The organism is Ruegeria sp. CG1, from assembly GCF_056537265.1.
Genome location: NZ_JBQFRF010000002.1, coordinates 513750 through 531063 on the forward strand (window position 1 = coordinate 513750; position 17314 = coordinate 531063).

At 56.7% G+C, this 17314-nt stretch carries 15 protein-coding genes; 8 read left to right on the forward strand and 7 right to left on the reverse strand.

The window, feature by feature from the left end:
• Positions 1-36: 36 nt before the first annotated feature.
• The 4 genes from ACR0AU_RS08020 to hisD all read left to right on the forward strand — a co-directional run bounded on the left by ACR0AU_RS08020 (position 37) and on the right by hisD (position 4257).
• Positions 37-1011, forward strand: a complete 975-nt coding sequence (locus ACR0AU_RS08020) for a LysR family transcriptional regulator (RefSeq protein ID WP_170732750.1) — start codon at positions 37-39, stop codon at positions 1009-1011.
• 218 nt (positions 1012-1229) lie between these two features.
• Positions 1230-2243, forward strand: coding sequence for a D-cysteate sulfo-lyase (gene cuyA, locus ACR0AU_RS08025; protein WP_480795520.1), 1014 nt, complete (start codon positions 1230-1232; stop codon positions 2241-2243).
• Between the two features lie 35 nt (positions 2244-2278).
• A complete protein-coding gene (gene cuyB, locus ACR0AU_RS08030; RefSeq protein WP_170394397.1) occupies positions 2279-2974 on the forward strand; it encodes a cysteate racemase in 696 nt (231 codons plus the stop codon).
• A gap of 8 nt (positions 2975-2982) precedes the next feature.
• Positions 2983-4257: a histidinol dehydrogenase gene (gene hisD, locus ACR0AU_RS08035; protein WP_480795521.1), complete on the forward strand. Its 1275-nt coding sequence runs from the start codon at positions 2983-2985 to the stop codon at positions 4255-4257.
• 30 nt (positions 4258-4287) lie between these two features.
• On the opposite strand, the gene ACR0AU_RS08040 is transcribed toward hisD, so the two are convergent.
• The 5 genes from ACR0AU_RS08040 to ACR0AU_RS08060 are packed head-to-tail and all read right to left on the reverse strand — an operon-like array spanning position 4288 to position 9106.
• On the reverse strand, positions 4288-5754 hold the full coding sequence (locus ACR0AU_RS08040; protein WP_480591244.1) for an aldehyde dehydrogenase: 1467 nt from the start codon (positions 5752-5754) through the stop codon (positions 4288-4290).
• Between the two features lie 9 nt (positions 5755-5763).
• Positions 5764-6801, reverse strand: a complete 1038-nt coding sequence (locus ACR0AU_RS08045; protein WP_170511987.1) for an LLM class flavin-dependent oxidoreductase — start codon at positions 6799-6801, stop codon at positions 5764-5766.
• Between the two features lies 1 nt (position 6802).
• A complete protein-coding gene (locus tag ACR0AU_RS08050) occupies positions 6803-7723 on the reverse strand; it encodes a flavin reductase (RefSeq protein ID WP_480795522.1) in 921 nt (306 codons plus the stop codon).
• Positions 7720-8532, reverse strand: a complete 813-nt coding sequence (locus ACR0AU_RS08055) for an alpha/beta fold hydrolase (protein ID WP_170732756.1) — start codon at positions 8530-8532, stop codon at positions 7720-7722. The genes ACR0AU_RS08050 and ACR0AU_RS08055 overlap by 4 nt, the downstream gene beginning before the upstream one ends.
• Positions 8504-9106 (reverse strand): amino acid synthesis family protein, encoded by a 603-nt coding sequence (locus tag ACR0AU_RS08060; RefSeq protein WP_170422877.1) that lies wholly within the window; start codon positions 9104-9106, stop codon positions 8504-8506. Before ACR0AU_RS08060 ends, ACR0AU_RS08055 begins: the two co-directional genes overlap by 29 nt.
• A gap of 102 nt (positions 9107-9208) precedes the next feature.
• Between ACR0AU_RS08060 and ACR0AU_RS08065 the strand changes: the two genes are divergently transcribed.
• Complete coding sequence (locus ACR0AU_RS08065) at positions 9209-9895, forward strand: GntR family transcriptional regulator (protein WP_170732757.1); 687 nt, start codon at positions 9209-9211, stop codon at positions 9893-9895.
• Between the two features lie 100 nt (positions 9896-9995).
• Positions 9996-10970 (forward strand): LysR family transcriptional regulator, encoded by a 975-nt coding sequence (locus ACR0AU_RS08070; protein WP_480795523.1) that lies wholly within the window; start codon positions 9996-9998, stop codon positions 10968-10970.
• Positions 10971-10984: 14 nt separating this feature from the next.
• On the opposite strand, the gene ACR0AU_RS08075 is transcribed toward ACR0AU_RS08070, so the two are convergent.
• Positions 10985-12502, reverse strand: coding sequence for a trimethylamine methyltransferase family protein (locus ACR0AU_RS08075; RefSeq protein ID WP_480795524.1), 1518 nt, complete (start codon positions 12500-12502; stop codon positions 10985-10987).
• Positions 12503-12691: 189 nt separating this feature from the next.
• Here ACR0AU_RS08075 and ACR0AU_RS08080 point away from each other — a divergent pair, with 189 nt between their 5' ends.
• Entirely contained in the window at positions 12692-15127 is a 2436-nt protein-coding gene (locus ACR0AU_RS08080) for a GcvT family protein (protein ID WP_480795525.1), read from the forward strand.
• Between the two features lie 8 nt (positions 15128-15135).
• Here the strand turns inward: ACR0AU_RS08080 and ACR0AU_RS08085 are convergent, their stop codons facing one another.
• The gene (locus tag ACR0AU_RS08085) at positions 15136-16053 is read right to left on the reverse strand and encodes a GlxA family transcriptional regulator (RefSeq protein ID WP_480591255.1); all 918 of its coding nucleotides are present in this window, start codon (positions 16051-16053) and stop codon (positions 15136-15138) included.
• Positions 16054-16148: 95 nt separating this feature from the next.
• On the opposite strand from ACR0AU_RS08085, the gene ACR0AU_RS08090 reads away from it, so the two are divergent.
• A complete protein-coding gene (locus tag ACR0AU_RS08090) occupies positions 16149-17309 on the forward strand; it encodes an acyl-CoA dehydrogenase family protein (protein ID WP_170732761.1) in 1161 nt (386 codons plus the stop codon).
• Positions 17310-17314: the final 5 nt, after the last annotated feature.

The following is a 17314-nucleotide window of genomic DNA, read 5'->3' on the forward strand; positions in this document are numbered from 1 at the left end:
CTTTTGACTGATAGTTCGCTGGTTTGGGAGCCCCCGATGACAAAGAAAGCACTCAGTCTCAGGTGGCTGGAGGTCTTCCAACTTATTTCCAAGTTGGGTTCAATCCAAAAGGTGTCAGCTGAAACCGGTTTGTCAATCAGTACGGTCTCCAATCACTTGCGCAGTCTTGAAAAGGCGCTGGATGTGGATTTGGTGGACCACAGCCGCAGACCCATGGGTCTGACACCCGCAGGCACGGTGTTCTCACGACATGTGCATGACGGCCTGATCGCCTTGAAACGGGGCGAGGCCGAGCTTCGCTCGGGCAGTTGGCAACATGCAACAGATTTACGCCTGGGCCTGATTGACGATTTTGACAGCCGGGTCGCGCCAGAACTGTTCCGTCATCTCTCTGCAAGCCTGCCGCGGTGCAATTTTCGCCACTTTACCCGTCCCAGCCATGAGATTCTTGACAAACTGCAGTCTCAAAAGCTGGATGCAGGCGTTGCGACCCGACCTCCTGAGCACTTTGAGGGGTTAATCGAATTCCCACTACTTCGAGATCCGTTTATCGTCATTCTACCGCCCGCATATGACGGACCGGTCGACGAACTGACCAAATCAGACAGTCCGCTTCCGCTTCTACGATATTCGCGTGATCACACCATCGGCAGACTCATCGAAATTCAGCTAACCCGCAGCAAGATCAACCTGCCCAACCGGTTCGAACTTGAATGTAATCAGTCAATTATCGGACTTGTCGCCGGGGGCAGTGGTTGGACGATCACGACTGCTGCCAGCTACTATCGCGCACGGCGATTCCACAAAGATACACGCGCATTACCTTTCCCGGGCAAAAGCTTTGCGCGCACCGTGTCGTTGTTCACGACCAATATCTATCCGTCGACAACCACCCGACTGATCCACAACACACTGCAAAACCTGATCCGTCGTCATGTGACCGAGCCTATGAATTCGCGGTTTCCGTGGTTGAATGACGACTTTCGAACCATTCCCGCCCCCCCCGAGTGAGCAGCCAGGTGACCTGCGTGCAATATCGAAGTTATTCTCCGGCTTTTTCGAAACCGGGTACAGTGCGCTTGACCGACGCGCCCCATCCGCTGTGATTAGGCCTGACCTTGCGGCTTGACTACAGGCGGCATTCTAAACCCAGAAACCTACCCAGCGGCCCGTGTTGGCAAGACCTACCGGTCTTGAACCATGTGCCGGGTCCAGATCAGGACAGCTTGATGCATCTTTCCCGTTTTCCCCGTGCTTTTCTTGCCCATCTGCCAACTCCGCTTGAACGGATGGATCGTATGTCCGAGGCTCTGGGAATCGATCTTTGGATCAAGCGAGACGACTGCACCGGCATGTCGACGGGTGGCAACAAGACCCGCAAACTAGAGTTTCTGTTCGGCGAAGCGCTCGAACAAGGTGCAGACATGGTGATGACCCAAGGTGCGACGCAATCGAACCATGCGCGCCAGACGGCTGCTTTCGCTGCCCGGTTGGGTTTGAAATGTCATATCCTGCTGGAAGACCGCACCAGCTATAACAACGCCAACTACAACAACAACGGCAACGTTCTGCTGGATCATTTGCATGGCGCAACCACTGAGAAGTTTCCCGGCGGCCACGACATGCCCGCCGAGATGGAGCGTTCGGCCGCGAAGAAGCGTGAAGAAGGTCACAACGTTTATGTCATTCCGGGCGGAGGCTCGAACCCGACCGGAGCGCTTGGCTATGTGAACTGCGCGCTAGAGCTTGTGAGCCAAGCCAATAACGCCGGTCTCAAAATCGATCGCGTGGTGCATGCGACGGGCTCCTCGGGCACGCAAGCCGGGCTGGTCACCGGGCTTTGCGCCATGAATACGGGCATTCCGGTTCTTGGCATTGGCACCCGCGCGCCGCAGCCCAAACAAGAGCAGATGGTCTATGATCTAGCCTGCAACACGGCTGAGAAATTGGGTTGCCCAGACGTGGTGCGGCGCGAGGATGTGATGGCCAATACCGACTATGTAGGCGACGGCTACGGCTTGCCGACCGAAAGCGGCATTGAGGCGATCCGCATGTTTGCCGAACTGGAAGGCATTCTGCTCGACCCGGTCTATTCCGCCAAAGGGGCCGCCGGTCTGATCGATCTGGCGCGCAAGGGCTGGTTCAAGGATGAGCGCGTGGTGTTCTTGCATACCGGAGGCTCGGTTGGCCTGTTCGGTTATGATTTCGCTTTCGATCACACCGACCGCTGGGTCAATCTGTAAATCACGGTGATAAGTTCCAGCAAGCAGGTCTTTGCATGAAACCCCGCGTCACCGGCATATTGGGCGGAATGGGCCCCGAGGCGACAATTCTGTTGCAGCAGCGCGTGTTATCCACGGTACAGGCGGCGGATGATGCCGATCACCTGCCACTACTGATTGACATGAACCCACAGGTGCCTTCCCGCATCGCGCACCTGATCGAGGGCAACGGGTCTGATCCCGGGCCGGTTCTGGCCGATATGGCGAGAGGATTGGAGCAATCAGGGGCAACCGCGCTTGCGATGCCGTGTAACACCGCACACCACTATGCGGCGCAGATAGAGGACGCCGTCTCGATCCCCTTTCTGAACATGGTAGACCTGTCCGTGGATCAAGCGGCGCAGCTCCTGCCTTCTGGCAGCCAGGTCGGAATTCTTGCCTCCCCAGCGCTGCGAAAGGTCGGAATTTTTGACGCCCCCCTGAACCGCGCCGGATTTACCGCAATCTGGCCCGAGGATGAAGATAGGATGCTCGGCACGATCCGCCACATCAAATCTGAAGGGCCAACCGGCGCTGCACTCAGCACACTTTCCGACGCTGCTAACGCCCTTTCGGGCCGGGGTGCCGCGCTTTTGTTTGTGGCCTGCTCCGAATTCTCTCTGCTCACCCGCGACTTGCCCAAAAGCGTTCCGATCATCGACACCGTCGATATTCTGGCGGGCGCTATCCACTCCCACTCTCTGACGCGTTGAGGTTTCCCATGGCCGTCTCTTATCTGAAAACCGCCCTGCCCCGCCCCGATGCAGAAAATTCGGATATCCGCGATATCGTCGCAATCATGCTCTCCAATATCGAGCGCGAGGGCGAAGAGGCCGTTCGGCGCTATGCCGGAACGCTCGATGGCTGGACGGGAGAGTTCGTGTTGACTGATGAAGCGCGCAAAGCCGCATGTGACCGCGTGCCTGAACAGGTCAAAGACGACATCCGCTTTGCCCATGCCAATATCCGTCGATTTGCCGAAGCGCAGATGACCACGGTGAGCGAATGCGAGATCGAGGTGATGCCCGGGCTGATCGCAGGTCAAAAGCAGATCCCGATCGCTAGTGCGGGGTGCTATGTGCCCGGTGGGCGGTACAGCCATATCGCAAGTGCATTGATGACGATTACCACGGCAAAAGTGGCAGGGGTGTCCCACATCACGGCGGTCTCGCCACCGCGTCCCGGCGCGGGCATCCCCGATGCAATAGTTTATGCGATGGACCTTAGCGGTGCAGATCTGATCCTGAATTTGGGCGGAGTTCAGGGGATTGCTGCGATGGCCCATGGCTTTTTTGGTGCGCGTCCTGCCGACATTCTTGTCGGTCCGGGAAACTCCTATGTCGCTGAGGCGAAACGGATGCTGTTTGGCAAGGTTGGCATCGATATGTTTGCGGGTCCAACCGATACCTTGGTCATTGCCGATCACACAGCGTCGATCGAGACAGTAGCTTGGGATCTGGTGAGCCAAGCCGAGCACGGCGTCGATAGCCCTGTCTGGCTGGTCAGCACCGATAAAGCTCTGGCCCAGGGCGTTATCGCACGCGCCGATGCCCTGATCGAAAGTCTTCCCGAGCCGAACGCAAGTGCAGCGCGCACGGCATGGCGCGACCGGGCCGAGATCATTCTTTGCGACAGCCGCGACGAGGCTGCCAGAGTCGCCAATAACTACGCGCCCGAACATCTGCAGGTGATCGCTGAAGACTTGGATTGGTGGCTAAACCGGCTGTCAGCCTACGGGTCACTGTTTCTGGGTGCCGAAACAACAGTGCCGTTCGGCGACAAGACGTCCGGGCCAAATCATGTTTTGCCCACAAGCGGAGCGGCCCGATATACCGGCGGTCTGTCAGTGCATAAATTCACCAAAACGGTGACATGGCAGCGTTGCACGGCGCAAGCCTCGCACGAACTTGCTGAACGCACAGCAAGGATCAGCCGCATGGAAGGCATGGAAGGCCATGCTCGCGCAGCAGAGATGCGGCTATCCAAGGCGGGCTAGTTCGGGCCGAATCTTGCTGATTGGCCGGCTTCACCGCATCACGAACGGATCAGGGATCGTATCGTCGCTTGTGCGCAGCCAAACAGACTTGACCCGCGTGTAATCAAGCGCCGCCTGCAGCCCCCCTTCGCGCCCATGGCCCGATAGTCCGTGGCCCCCGAACGGCGCAATCGGACTGACCGCGCGATAAGTGTTAACCCAGACGATGCCAGCCCGAATATTGCGGATCATTCGATGTGCGCGGGTTAGGTCTTTGGTAAAGACACCGGACGCCAGCCCAAACGCCGTATTGTTGGCGATTTGCACTGCGTCTGCTTCGGTCTCGAAACTGACGACCGAGAGGATCGGGCCAAAGGCTTCGCGCGTCAGACAAGGCGCATCTGGAGCGTCCGAACAATCGATGATCGTCGGCGGGAAATAATGCCCCTCTCGGTCCAAAGGTTGCCCACCCGTTATCACGGTAGCCCCTGCCGAGACGGATTCAGCAACCAGATCTGCAGCAGTCACAAGCTGAGCCTGAGTGCACAGCGGGCCAACCTCGGTCTTTAGGTCATCGGGCGCCCCGATCACGATCTCACCCGCTTTTTCGGTGAGCCGGGCCAGAAACTCATCTTTGATCTTGTCAGAGATTACCAATCGCGATCCCGCCACGCAGCTTTGCCCGGTCGCAGCAAAGATCCCCGAGACCTGCGCGTTCACAGCACTTTCGATATCGGCATCTTCGAACACGATGAACGGGGATTTTCCGCCCAGTTCCAACGAAGTCGAAGCGAGGTTTTCAGCCGAGTTGCGCACGATATGGCGCGCGGTTTCCGGGCCGCCTGTAAAGGCAACATGATCGACATCCGGGTGACTGGTCAGAACGGCGCCGCATTCCGGCCCGAAGCCGGTGATGACGTTCAGAACTCCGGGCGGGAAGCCTGCCTGATCGAAAATACGCGCGAATTCCAGCATCGGGGCCGGACCATCTTCGGATGCTTTCAGAACGACTGTGCAACCGGCGGCAAGCGCCGGGCCAATCTTGACCGCAGACAGGAACAGTTGCGAATTCCACGGCACTATGGCGGCCACCACACCAACTGGTTCGCGGCGCAGCCAAACCTCCATGTCGGGCTTGTCGATCGGCAGGTGCGCCCCTTCGATTTTGTCCGCCAATCCGGCATAGTAACGGTAGTAGTCCGCGACATAGGCGATCTGAGCAGAGGTTTCGCGAATGATCTTGCCGGTATCGCGCGTTTCAAGCTCGGCTAAGGTCTGAGCATTTTCGGCGACCAGATCGGCCAGCCGGTACAACAGTTTACCACGCGCCGTTGCTGTCATGGTCGCCCATTCGGGGGCATTCAGCGCTGAACACGCAGCCTCAACCGCGGCGTTCACATCATGTGTTCTGGCCTCAGGCATTTTCGCCCAAACGGTGCCCGTCGCGGGATCAAGGCTGTCAAACTGCGCGGTCCCATCCGAAAACGTGCCGCCGATATAGTGCTGAAACTGCCGCATTTTCTCTCCTTAGGCGAAGGCGGGCATGACGTCCGCGATGAACCGCTCAAGCGACGCTTTCTTGCGCTCAAAGCTCATCCCACTGTCGATCCAGAAAGAATACTCATCATATCCAAGATCGCTATAGCCCTTGATACGTTCGATTGCTTTGTCGGGCGTGGCGATCACATTGTCCCGGATCATCGCCTCGGGCGAATAGAAGGGATGGTTAGCGATGTCGTCATCGCTCAGCGTCTGGATCAGACCCTGCGACACAGGGCGTTCGTTTTTGAACCACGCGCCGAAATAGCAATAAAAGCGATTGATCTCTTCCGCCGCGCGACGGGCATCCGCCTCGTCCGAGGCAATGTAGGTGTGGTTCAACAGCATGATTTCGGGGCGCGGGACGTCATGGAATTTGGCACAAGCGGCATTGAACGTATCCATCAGCCGGGTGATCTCTTCGTCGCCCTGCCACAAAGGGGTGACCTGCACGTGACAACCGTTCGATACCGCAAACTCATGACTGTTGGGATCGCGCGCGGCAACCCAGATCGGTGGACCGTTTTGTTGCAGAGGCTTGGGTGAAGATGTGGTTGCCGGGAAAGAATGAAACTCTCCGTCCAGCGCATGATCGCCCTCCCAAAGACCCCGCAATGCCGGGACAAGCTCGCGCATACGCTGGCCTGCCTCCCAGGCGTCCAGCCCCGGCACCATCCGCTCGTATTCATAGCTGTAGGCGCCACGCGCGATGCCAAGATCCAAACGGCCATTCGTGATCATGTCCGTCATTGCGGCCTCTCCGGCCAGCCGGATCGGATGCCAGAACGGAGCGATAACGGTTCCAGTTCCCAGACGCACATTGTTGGTCTGGCGTGCCAGATCGACGATATTCAGGAACGGGTTCGGCGAGATGGTGAAATCCATCCCGTGATGTTCGCCGGTCCAGACCGCATGCATGCCGCCCGCATCAGCGATCTTGGCCAGTTCTATGAAGTTTTCATACAGCTCCTGCTGGTCCTGATCGGGAGAGGTGCGTTCCATATGAACGAAAAGCGAAAACCGCATGTCAGTGACCTCCTCGTGTAATCGGGCGAACCTCGCCGCTGTTCTTGTTTCCGTAGTAAATGCCAAAATCTCCCAGACGGGATTCCTCGGACAATCGTTCCAGCATGGTTCGGGTCGCCGTGTCGGTTACAGTGCCAAAGGATACGATATCCAGCGGGACGAAATTACCTTTCTTCGGCTCGCCATCTGCGGCCTGACACAGAAACGCGATGTGTTGACGCTTTTTCTCTGCATCTTCGTAAACCGAATAAACAAAGCCCGGCTCTGCGGTCAGCCCGGTGGCATCGATTAGCTTGTCCAATGCAGCCGAAACGCCCTCTGATCCAACCGCCACCTCAGGCGGTGCAAGCGCGCCGTCACCGGCATCGATCAACAGAACCTCACCTGCGCGTTCGATCAAGGCTGAGACGATCAGGCCGGTGTCCTGCATCAAGGCGCCAGCCGCTGTTGATGGCGTTACATAGGCCCCCCTGACATATCCGAGACCGGGTGCCGGAGTATTGTCGAAGGCTTTGACCTCGCCGATCAGGATCACATGATCCCCCGCTTCGATGGTTTTGTGCATAGCGCAGTCAAACCAGGCCGACGACCCATCGATCAACGGCGATCCCGCAGGTCCACGCCGCCACTCGACGCTGGCAAACCGGTCTTCGACGGGCCGGGCAAAGGTATTGGATACCTCGATCTGTGTCTCTGACAGGATATTGACGGCAAACCCGTCGGCGGCAATCAATGCGTCATAGTTCTTTGAACTGTTGGCGAGACATACCAGCACAAGCGGCGGGTCTAGTGAGACGGATGTGAACGAGTTCGCAGTAAACCCGATCGGGTTACCTTGGGTATCATGCGACGTAACCACGGTGACGCCCGTCATGTACGCTCCAAATGCATTTCGCAGCGTGCGGAGATCGATCGAGGTCATTGCGCAATCCTTTCTTCGGCGGGCTGGCCGAGCCATTCAACCAGATGCGCTGTTACTTCATCGGGTGCTGTCAAGTTCACCATATGTCGGTGGCCTTGGATCACAACGGCCCGACCGTTTTGAACTGCTGCGGCCATAGCTTGTGACATAGCCGGGGTTGAGTTCGAGTCTCCGTCGCCGGTGAGCGCCAGAAACGGGCACGAAATCAGATTCATCTTGCTGGCGTAAGTGGCATCGCCCCGCGCAAAAGCGGAATAGGCGGTGGCGTAGCCTCTTTGGTCCACAGACCCAAGCCACGACGCCACCTGCGCACGGGCAGCCAAATCACCCGGACTGTCACCAAACCAGCGCGACAACGGCGTTTCCAGATCAACTCGACCCGCGCTGATTTCAGCGGCCCGTTGGATGACTGCGGCGCGGGCTGAGGCTTCGCGACAGAAGACGCCGTTCAACATAGCAACACGGCTAGTGATATCGGGGTGCTCTGCCGCAAAGCCGGCGGCAATCAGTGCCCCCATTGAATGCCCGATGATTGCGACCGGAGCCAGATTCAATGCGTCGACAACATCATGCATCCAGCCAACAAAATCCGGCAATTGGCTTCCAGATGGCAGACGGTCACTGCCTCCATGCCCCGGCAGATCAACCGCAATTATACGGCAATGCTGGCTCAGCGTGTCAAACTGAGGGCCCCAGGCCGCAGATTGCATGCCAACGCCATGAATCATAAAGACCGGTTGCCCTTCGCCCGCCTCTCTGAACGCGACTGATCGGCCCGAGTTAGACAGCTGCAGGGTTGTCAACGTCATGACCAAGTTCCTCGATGTCCTGATAGCGATCCCCGATCCGGTGGTGCGGCCGCCCTCCAATCGATGCACCCAGTGCAATCAGAATCTCATCTGCCGCAGGTGCATCTGCAACCGAAGTCTGGATCGTAAGGTAGTGAGAGCGACGACCGCCATCATGTTTGTCCATCAAGGGGATCAGCAGCGGCGCATTGGCTGGGCCGCGCGTATTGCAGAAGGAAAGGTAGGATTTCGCGCCGACTGCTTTGCGATAATGATTGCCAAAATGCAGCGTGTGGATCAGGGCCGACGCATGCTCGACCTCTCCGTTCAAGCCCACAATCGCGGATTTTCCATAGGCTTCGACCCGATCGCCGCCACCTGAAGCATCCAAAATCATTTTGGTCAGCAACTCCCCCAATCCGGGGGCGCAATCGCGGATCGCGGGGCCAAGATCTTCGACAAAACCCTGACCAGCCCAAGGGTTCCGAATGACAGCCATTGCGGCAATTAGCTTCAGCGGAGTGTCCGCCAACTTACCACCCTCGATCAGAGTGTCTTCGACATGCAGAAGCGTTTTTCGAATTTCGGCGGACATGGTGATTCCTTTGGCAAGCCTTTGGTCGAGAATATGGTATACCATAATACGATATGTCAATCATACTTGTTCCGGATCCGTACCACAGATATGAAAGCGTCGATGATGAACACCGACTCCACCCTGCAAAAGATCGAAAAAGCACCGCAAACCTTGCGGGATATCGTGCAAGCGCGCCTGCGCGAAGCGATCATCGCCGGGCATTTTGCCCCCGGTGAGCGGCTTGTTGAACGCCCGCTTTGCGATCAGCTTGGTGTCAGCCGCACCGTCATCCGCGAGACGATCCGGTTTCTGGAAGCCGAAGGTTTGGTTGAGATTATCCCCAACCGCGGGCCAATCGTCTCGACCCTCAGCTGGGACCAAGCGCGGCAAATCTATGACATCCGCTTACAGCTAGAAGGCTCAGCCGCCGCCGCCTGTGCACAAGCGCATGAGACAGGTTTCGCAAACGATCTGGGCAAGGCATTGAAAGCAGTGGGCGCGGCGCAGAATGACACCGAATGGTCAAATCTGCTACAGGCCACAACTCGCTTCTATGAAATGATTTTTTTACAGGCTGGGCACAGCATCGCCTGGGATGTCGTGCAACGTCTGAACGGCCGGATCAGCCGCCTGCGGGCCTTGACCCTCGCAGCGCGGAATCGAGAGCGTTCTGGGATGAGCCACATGACTGCCATCCATGATGCCATCCTCAGTGGTGATCCTGCCAAAGCCCGAAAAGCAGTCGAAAGCCATATCGCGGATGCTGCACAGACCGCGCGCGGCTTTTTGGAAAGCTCTGAAACCTGAGTGCTCGGCAATTGAGCCAGAATTCCAAGATTCTGATATCAAAGCTCTCATTATCTGCGTAGATTTGCCGGGAATGCCCTGATCTCACGAAAGCACCGGAATGCCGCGTCAGTCTACTCCGAAAAACCTCAGCCTCAAATGGCTGGAACTGTTTCAGATATGCGCGCAAAAGGGCTCGCTACAGGCGGCCTCAAAGGAAACAGGGCTGACGATAAGCACCGTTTCCCATCACCTGCGCAATCTCGAAGACCATCTGGGCGTTGAGCTGTTCAACCACACCCGTAGACCCATGGTTCTGACCCCAAAGGGCCGGGTCTTCCTGCGCAATATCGACGATGCGCTGCACCTGATCCGAAAGGCCAAGGCCGAAGCGTCTGCAGGAAGCATCACCGAGGCCAGCTATCTGCGTTTCGGCACGATCGAAGACTTCGACAGCGACATCATTCCAGAGCTGGCGGTCTATCTTTACGCGAACATGCCCGCCTGTGATTTCATGTACCACACGGATTCCAGCCACGCGATTATCGACATGCTGCGCGACAGGCAGTTGGATCTGGGGATTTCCACTACTCCTAGCGAACGAATGCGCGATCTGCAGGATCGCCCCCTTCTGCGCGATCCATTTGTGATCGTTTTGCCTGCGGTGAATGACAAGTCTTTGCAAGACATTGTTGAGGGTAGAACCAAATTGCCGTTTCTACGATATTCCAGCAATCTGATCATCGCGCGCCAGATCGAGTCCCAATTACGCCGGATGGGGATTTCGTCCTCTCACAGGTTTGAATGCAGCAACAATCAGACGCTGATGTCGATGGTGTCCTCCGGTGCGGGTTGGACCATCACGACGCCGCTGCTGTATTCTCGGGCAAAGCGGTTCCAATCAAAGCTGTGCATGCACCCATTTCCGGGCAAGAGCTTTGCACGCAAACTGGCGCTGGTCGCGACGCCGGATTGTTCAAGATCAGTGATTGAGCTTGTGGATGCCAAAACCCGATCATTGATCAATGACCGCATCATTTCCCCACTGCGCGATGATATCCCGTGGCTGACGGATAGTTTCAAACTTATCGAATAGCACTGGATCAGCTTTCAAAGAATGTTGAAGCGATCTCGGATTTGCCGATCCTGTTCGTCTGACAGGAATCTTGGCGTATGGGTCTGCAAAATTTCTTGAGCCCGATGTCGCGCGCGGCTCCAGGCATCTTGCGCTCCGTTTTCTGCCCAAGTCCGGGGCTCATCCCTGTCTGCGAGTGAGGGATAAAAGTAATCCCGTTCCATGGCCGCAAAAGTATGCTGACCACCCAGAAAATGGCCCTCGCCCAGAACTGCTTCGCAGATTGCGTCAAAGCCCAGATTCTCGTGTGTCACCTCTATCCCCCTCAAAGCGCGGTAGGTGTACGAGTGCATCTCATCATCCAACACGAACGCCTCAAAACTTGCACCCAGCAACGAGGCCGTCATGCCTGAGCTTTCATAGATCAGATTACCACCTGCCAGCGCCGCCGCCATTGAGGTCAGTCCCTTTTCCATCCCGTATTGAGCGTCGATCGCCTTGGCATCAGTCATCGAACAGGCCACGCCTGAAGGCAGCCCAAGCCAATTTGATAATTGTGCTGATGCTGCATTCAGGACAGCCGTCTCTCCGCTGCCACCTGAGAACGCGCCGGTCCGAAGGTCAATCACCAGTGGCCAATTCGAAAAGACCATAGGAAACCCGGGCTGGATCGCGTGGACCATTACCAGACTCGCAAGGGTTTCTGCCAATGACTGCGCCAGAAAACCAGCCAAGGTCGCCGGTGCAGTCGCGCCGGCCTGAGCAGCGGTGATGCAAGAAATCGGAATATTGTGTTCGATGCAGGCGTAGACCACATCCACCGCGTCTTCACCGTAGCGCATCGGCGAGATCACCGGGCTTATATGTGCTTTCATGAACGGGCGTTTTGCGAATTCACCGGGTCCCCCGGCTGCGATATCCAATATCTCAACAATTGGCGCAACGTGCTGCGCCAATGTAAAAGACGTCGCGGTGGGCTTGGAGGTATTCTTCAACAGCGCGTAGACGGTGTTCACATCCAGATCGAAGGTTTCCTCCAGATCGGTTGCAACGCAACAGCGGGTGAACCAGCTGACATTTGGCAAGACATCCTGAAGACGCGTGAAATCATGCAAGTCCTGCAAGGTCGAAGGCCGATAGTGACCACTGCGCAGATCAAGCGTCTGAACCGCCGCCCCTCCGGTTCCGAAATAGACGCGATTACCGCCAACTTCGATGGATCGGGCTGGATCACGCCCGTGCAGAACGAAGGTCTTGGCGGCCTGATCAATCGCCTGTTCCACAAGTTGAGGCGAAAAAAGTATCCTCCCCTCCCCGCTATCTTGCGCCCCAACCGCCAACAAATCAGAACGCAAGCGATCCGGCACCTCGCCGATCCCCAGCTTCTCAAGAAGATCCAGAGCCGTGTTGTAAATCCGCTCAAGCTCAAACCCAGTCAAGGGTTTGTAAGCGCCTCCCGGTTGACCTGGCGGACAGGGGTCGAGCGCAGGCTTTTCAGCCCGCTGTGCGATACGTCCTTTTCGACCGGACCTTTTCGCCTGCTGCGCAGCCATTTGTGATCCTCCAACCGCATCAGGTTGATCAATTCAACTAAACGCCTAAAGCCAATTTCAACCGCATTCGAATTACTACGAGTTAATGAGGTTTTTTTTTCGATTTTTTACGTAACAATATCCAACCGCTTGTGAACCAACTGACAGAACAGGCTAATCCCCAAAAGACTACCTACCGGAGGGTCCTTGATGAAATCGCGCACTAAAGTGGTCGTTATTGGCGGCGGTATCGCCGGCTGCTCGACTCTGTATCACTTGACCCGTGAAGGTTGGACCGATGTGGTGCTGGTCGAGCGCGATGAGTTGACCAGCGGCACAACTTGGCATTCGGCCGCGCAGGTGACCAATTTTGGCATGAACCAGACCATGGTTGGTCTGAAGACCCACTCGATCAACCTGTACAAGGAACTGGCCGAGGATCCGGACTATCCTATCAACTACCACCACGGTGACGGCGGCATCCGGCTTGCAAATACGCCTGAGCAGATGCAGGGGTACCACCATTTTGCGTCTATGGCGCGCGGAATGGATGTGCATTTCGAGGTCATAGATGCAGAGGAATGCGCCCGCCGGCACCCGTTGATTTCCACCGACAACCTTTTAGGAGGGCTATGGGATCCGCTAGATGGCGACATCGATCCGGCTCAACTGTGCCAAGCTCTGGCACGCCGTGCGCGCAAAGCCGGGGCCGAGGTATATCGCAATACTCCGGTCACAGGACTGACACAGCACAAGGACGATACCTGGACGGTTCACACGGAACATGGCAATATTGACTGCGATATCGTAGTTAACGCTTGTGGTTATCGGGTCAACGAAGTGGGCGCTATGATGGGCGTGCACCACCCTGTCGCTTCGATGGAGCATCAGTATTTTCTGACAGAAGAAATCGCATCAATCCGCGACGCAGGCCATCGGATGCCTCTGCTGCGCTGTCCGATCAGCGACTATTATTGTCGGCAGGAGAAGAACGGCTTGCTGGTTGGCTTCTACGAGCAGGATTGCAAAACCTGGGGCATGGACGGGATCGATCCGAATTTTGTGAACGCGCTGTGCCCTGACGATCTGGACCGCGTGACGGATGTGCTGGAAGGTGCCTTCGCACGCATGCCTGCACTGATGGATGTCGGCATTCATACAGTGGTGAATGGTCCGATCACCTACACAATTGACGGCGCACCTTTGGTCGGGCCAATCCCCGGAAAGCGCAATGCTTTCTGCATCATCGGTCTGCGCGCGGGTTTGGGCGAAGGGGGTGGCCATGGCTGGCTGCTGGCCCAACAGATCGTTCATGGCGAAGCCTGCTATGACACCTGGTGCCTTGATCCGCGTCGGTTTACCGGCCACACAAATGTGGAGCTGACCGCGCTGAAAGCCATCGAAGATTACCAGAATGAATTCCGCTTTCATTTCCCGCATGAACACCGGCCTGCCGGTCGCCCCGCCAAAACCACACCGCTGACCCCGATCCTCGCAGCAGAAGGGGCTGAATTTACAGTGGTCAACGGTTGGGAGCGGGTCGACTACATCAAGCCTGCACCAGATTTTCACCCAACGCTGAGTTTCAGTTTTGATGAGACCTTTGACGTCGTGGCAGCGGAAATCAGAAACCTTCAAGAAAATGTCGGACTGGCCGAAGTGAACGGCTTCAACCGGCTGGAAATCACCGGAACCGATCGGCATCGGTTTCTGGATCGGATGATGTGCGGCGCGGTGACAAAACGCGACGGGCGGGTCGGCCTTGGTTATCAGCTGAACCACCACGGGATGGTCAAAGCCGAGGCCACCATCGCCAACCTTCCCGCGAGTGATCGCGGCCCGGCACGGGTCTGGTACGGGTCCGCCGCCGCCAGCGAATACCATGATATGGACTGGCTAAAGGCGCATCTGCATGATGGCGAAGATGTGCAAATCCGCTCACTCACCAATGATCAGACAATATTAGTGCTGGCCGGACCCAAATCGCGCGACGTGCTGTCCGCTTGTGCTCGAGGAGACTGGTCGCGAGAAGCTTTTCCCTGGCTGTCAGTTCGCGAGTGCTTTGTCGGGTTCGCGCCAGCAACTGTATTGAATATCAGCTTCTCAGGGGAACTGGCCTACGAGATACATGTCCCGAACGCCTCACTATACGCGGCCTATCTGGCGCTCAGAAAAGCTGGCGAGACGCACGACTTGAAATTATTTGGTGCTCGCGCCGTCGAGTCCATGCGGATGGAGAAAGGGTTCTTGCACTGGAAAGCCGATCTGCTCACAGAGTTCGACCCGTTTGAGACCGGTTTGGATCGGTTCGTGAAACTGACCAAAGGCGATTTCATTGGCCGAAACGCGTTGCAGAGACGCCTTGAGAATGGGCCTCAAAAGAAACTGGTAAGCCTGAAAATCGATGCAACCAAAGCACCGGCGCATGGTGGAGCCTCCCTGATGTTGGACGACATGGTTGTTGGTACGATCACGTCAGGTGACTGGGGCCACAGAACAGGGCTAAACCTTGCTTACGGCTTTGTGAATCCGGAGTTTTCCGAACCCGGCAGCCGAATGCAACTTGACCTGTGCGGAGAAATGATCGCGGCCGAGGTGATTGCGCCGTCCCCGTATGACCCGGACCTCTCACGCGTGCGAGGCTAATCCCAAAGTTACTCCCCGTTTCGATAGGCTGTTGGTGTCTGCCCGAATTGCATCCGGAACGCCCGCGTCATTGCGCTTGGGTTCTCATACCCGCAGCGGCTGGCGATCTCGGCCACGGACTGCTGGGTCTCGACCGCAAGTTTACGCGCCAAATTCAGACGCAGGCGACGATAGAGCGCCTGCGGTGTTACACCCAGCTCGGACAAAACCCGGGTCTCAATCTTCTTTTGAGAGCACCCGAGCTGACGAGCGATATCCTTTATCATTACTGGCGCATCCAACGTGCCCTGCATGACGCCCAGCACCCGATTCACCAGCCTGTCTTCGGATTTCATCTGTGATGAAGCAGCACTTGGTTCACCACGGTTCATCAGAAGATGCGCCACCTCCATCGACAACAGCGGCCCGTGATCCGCAAGAATCAGAGCAGTCGTCAGATCATAAGCAGCCATCGCGCCTGAACAGGTGATCCGGTCCCGGTCGATCACAAAACGTTCCTGCACGACCTCGACATCGGTAAAAGTTTCTTCGAACCGGGAAAGTTCATCCCAGTGAATGGTCGCGCGATGCCCTTCCAACAGTCCCGCACGCGCGAGCAACCAACTCCCTGTGTCCAGACCAGCCAGTTTGCGATGACGGGTTGCGGCCCTGCGCAAAGCGCGATGGGTATCGGGAACCGAGTGTTCCAGATACCCATAAGACGGCATGACAACCAAAGCATCACCCGCCTCAATGCCCATCGCTCCATGCGGCGCGACCTGCAACCCGCTGGAGCTTTGGACTGGCGCACCATGGGGTGAATAAAACTGCCAGGCATAGAGATCCTGCCCCGCCAGTGTATTCGCCGCGCGCAGAGGCTCGACCATGTTGGCGAGGCAAAGGTTCGAGAACCCGTTGAACAACAAAAAGTTATATATCTGGGTCAAATTTTTCTAACTCGGCATGATATCGTACGATTACTGCATGTCATCGTGTCAGGCAATTACGTTTCATTGCCAATCAGACATCAAGGGAACGCGTCATGCAATTTGGCTTAACCGAAGAACAGGAAATGATCGTCTCAACAGTGCGGAGCTTTGTTGAGAACGAGATTTACCCCCACGAAGCTGAGGTCGAACGCACCGGACAGGTGCCGCAGGAGCTGGGCGACGAAATCAAGCGGAAATGCATCGAACTGGGGTTTTATGCCTGTAACTTCCCCGAAGAAGTTGGTGGCGCAGGTCTCTCGCATCTTGATTTCACTCTTGTCGAACGCGAGCTCGGCCGAGGTTCGATGGCATTGACCCATTTCTTCGGTCGCCCGCAGAATATCCTGATGGCCTGCAACGCCGACCAGAGTGAACGCTATCTTTTGCCTGCCGTGCGTGGCGAAAAGATGGATGCTCTGGCTATGACCGAACCTGACGCGGGTTCAGATGTTCGGGGCATGAAATGTCAGGCCGTACGCGATGGCGGTGACTGGGTCGTCAACGGTTCGAAACACTTCATCTCGGGCGCGGAGCACGCGGATTTCTTCATCGTGTTCATCGCAACAGGTGTGGATGAAACTCCCAAAGGCCCCAAAAAACGGATCACTACCTTCCTCGTAGATCGTGGTACGCCGGGTTTTGAAGTGCGCGAGGGGTACAACTCAGTCAGCCATAAAGGCTACAAGAACTATATCCTGTATTTTGACAATTGCCGCCTGCCCGACGCACAGGTTCTGGGCGAGGTCGATGGCGGTTTCGCCGTGATGAACGAGTGGCTCTATGCAACGCGCCTGACGGTTGCTGCTTTTTCGGTCGGGCGCGCGCGGCGCTGTTTTGATTATGCGCTGAACTACGCGGCTGAACGCAAGCAATTCGGCCAGCCGATCGGTAAGTTTCAGGGTGTCGGCTTTCAGATCGCCGACATGATCACCGAGATCGACGCTGCTGACTGGCTGACGCTCGCGGCCGCATGGCGTCTGGATCAGGACTTGCCCTCAAATCGCGAGATCGCCTCGGCCAAGCTTTATGCTTCGGAAATGCTGGCTAAGGTCACGGATACGACGCTGCAAATCTATGGTGGCATGGGTCTGATGGACGACTTCCCGATCGAACGGTTCTGGCGGGATGCGCGTGTAGAACGTATCTGGGATGGTACGAGTGAAATCCAGCGGCATATCATCAGTCGTGATCTGCTGCGGCCCCTGGGTGCCTGAGGACC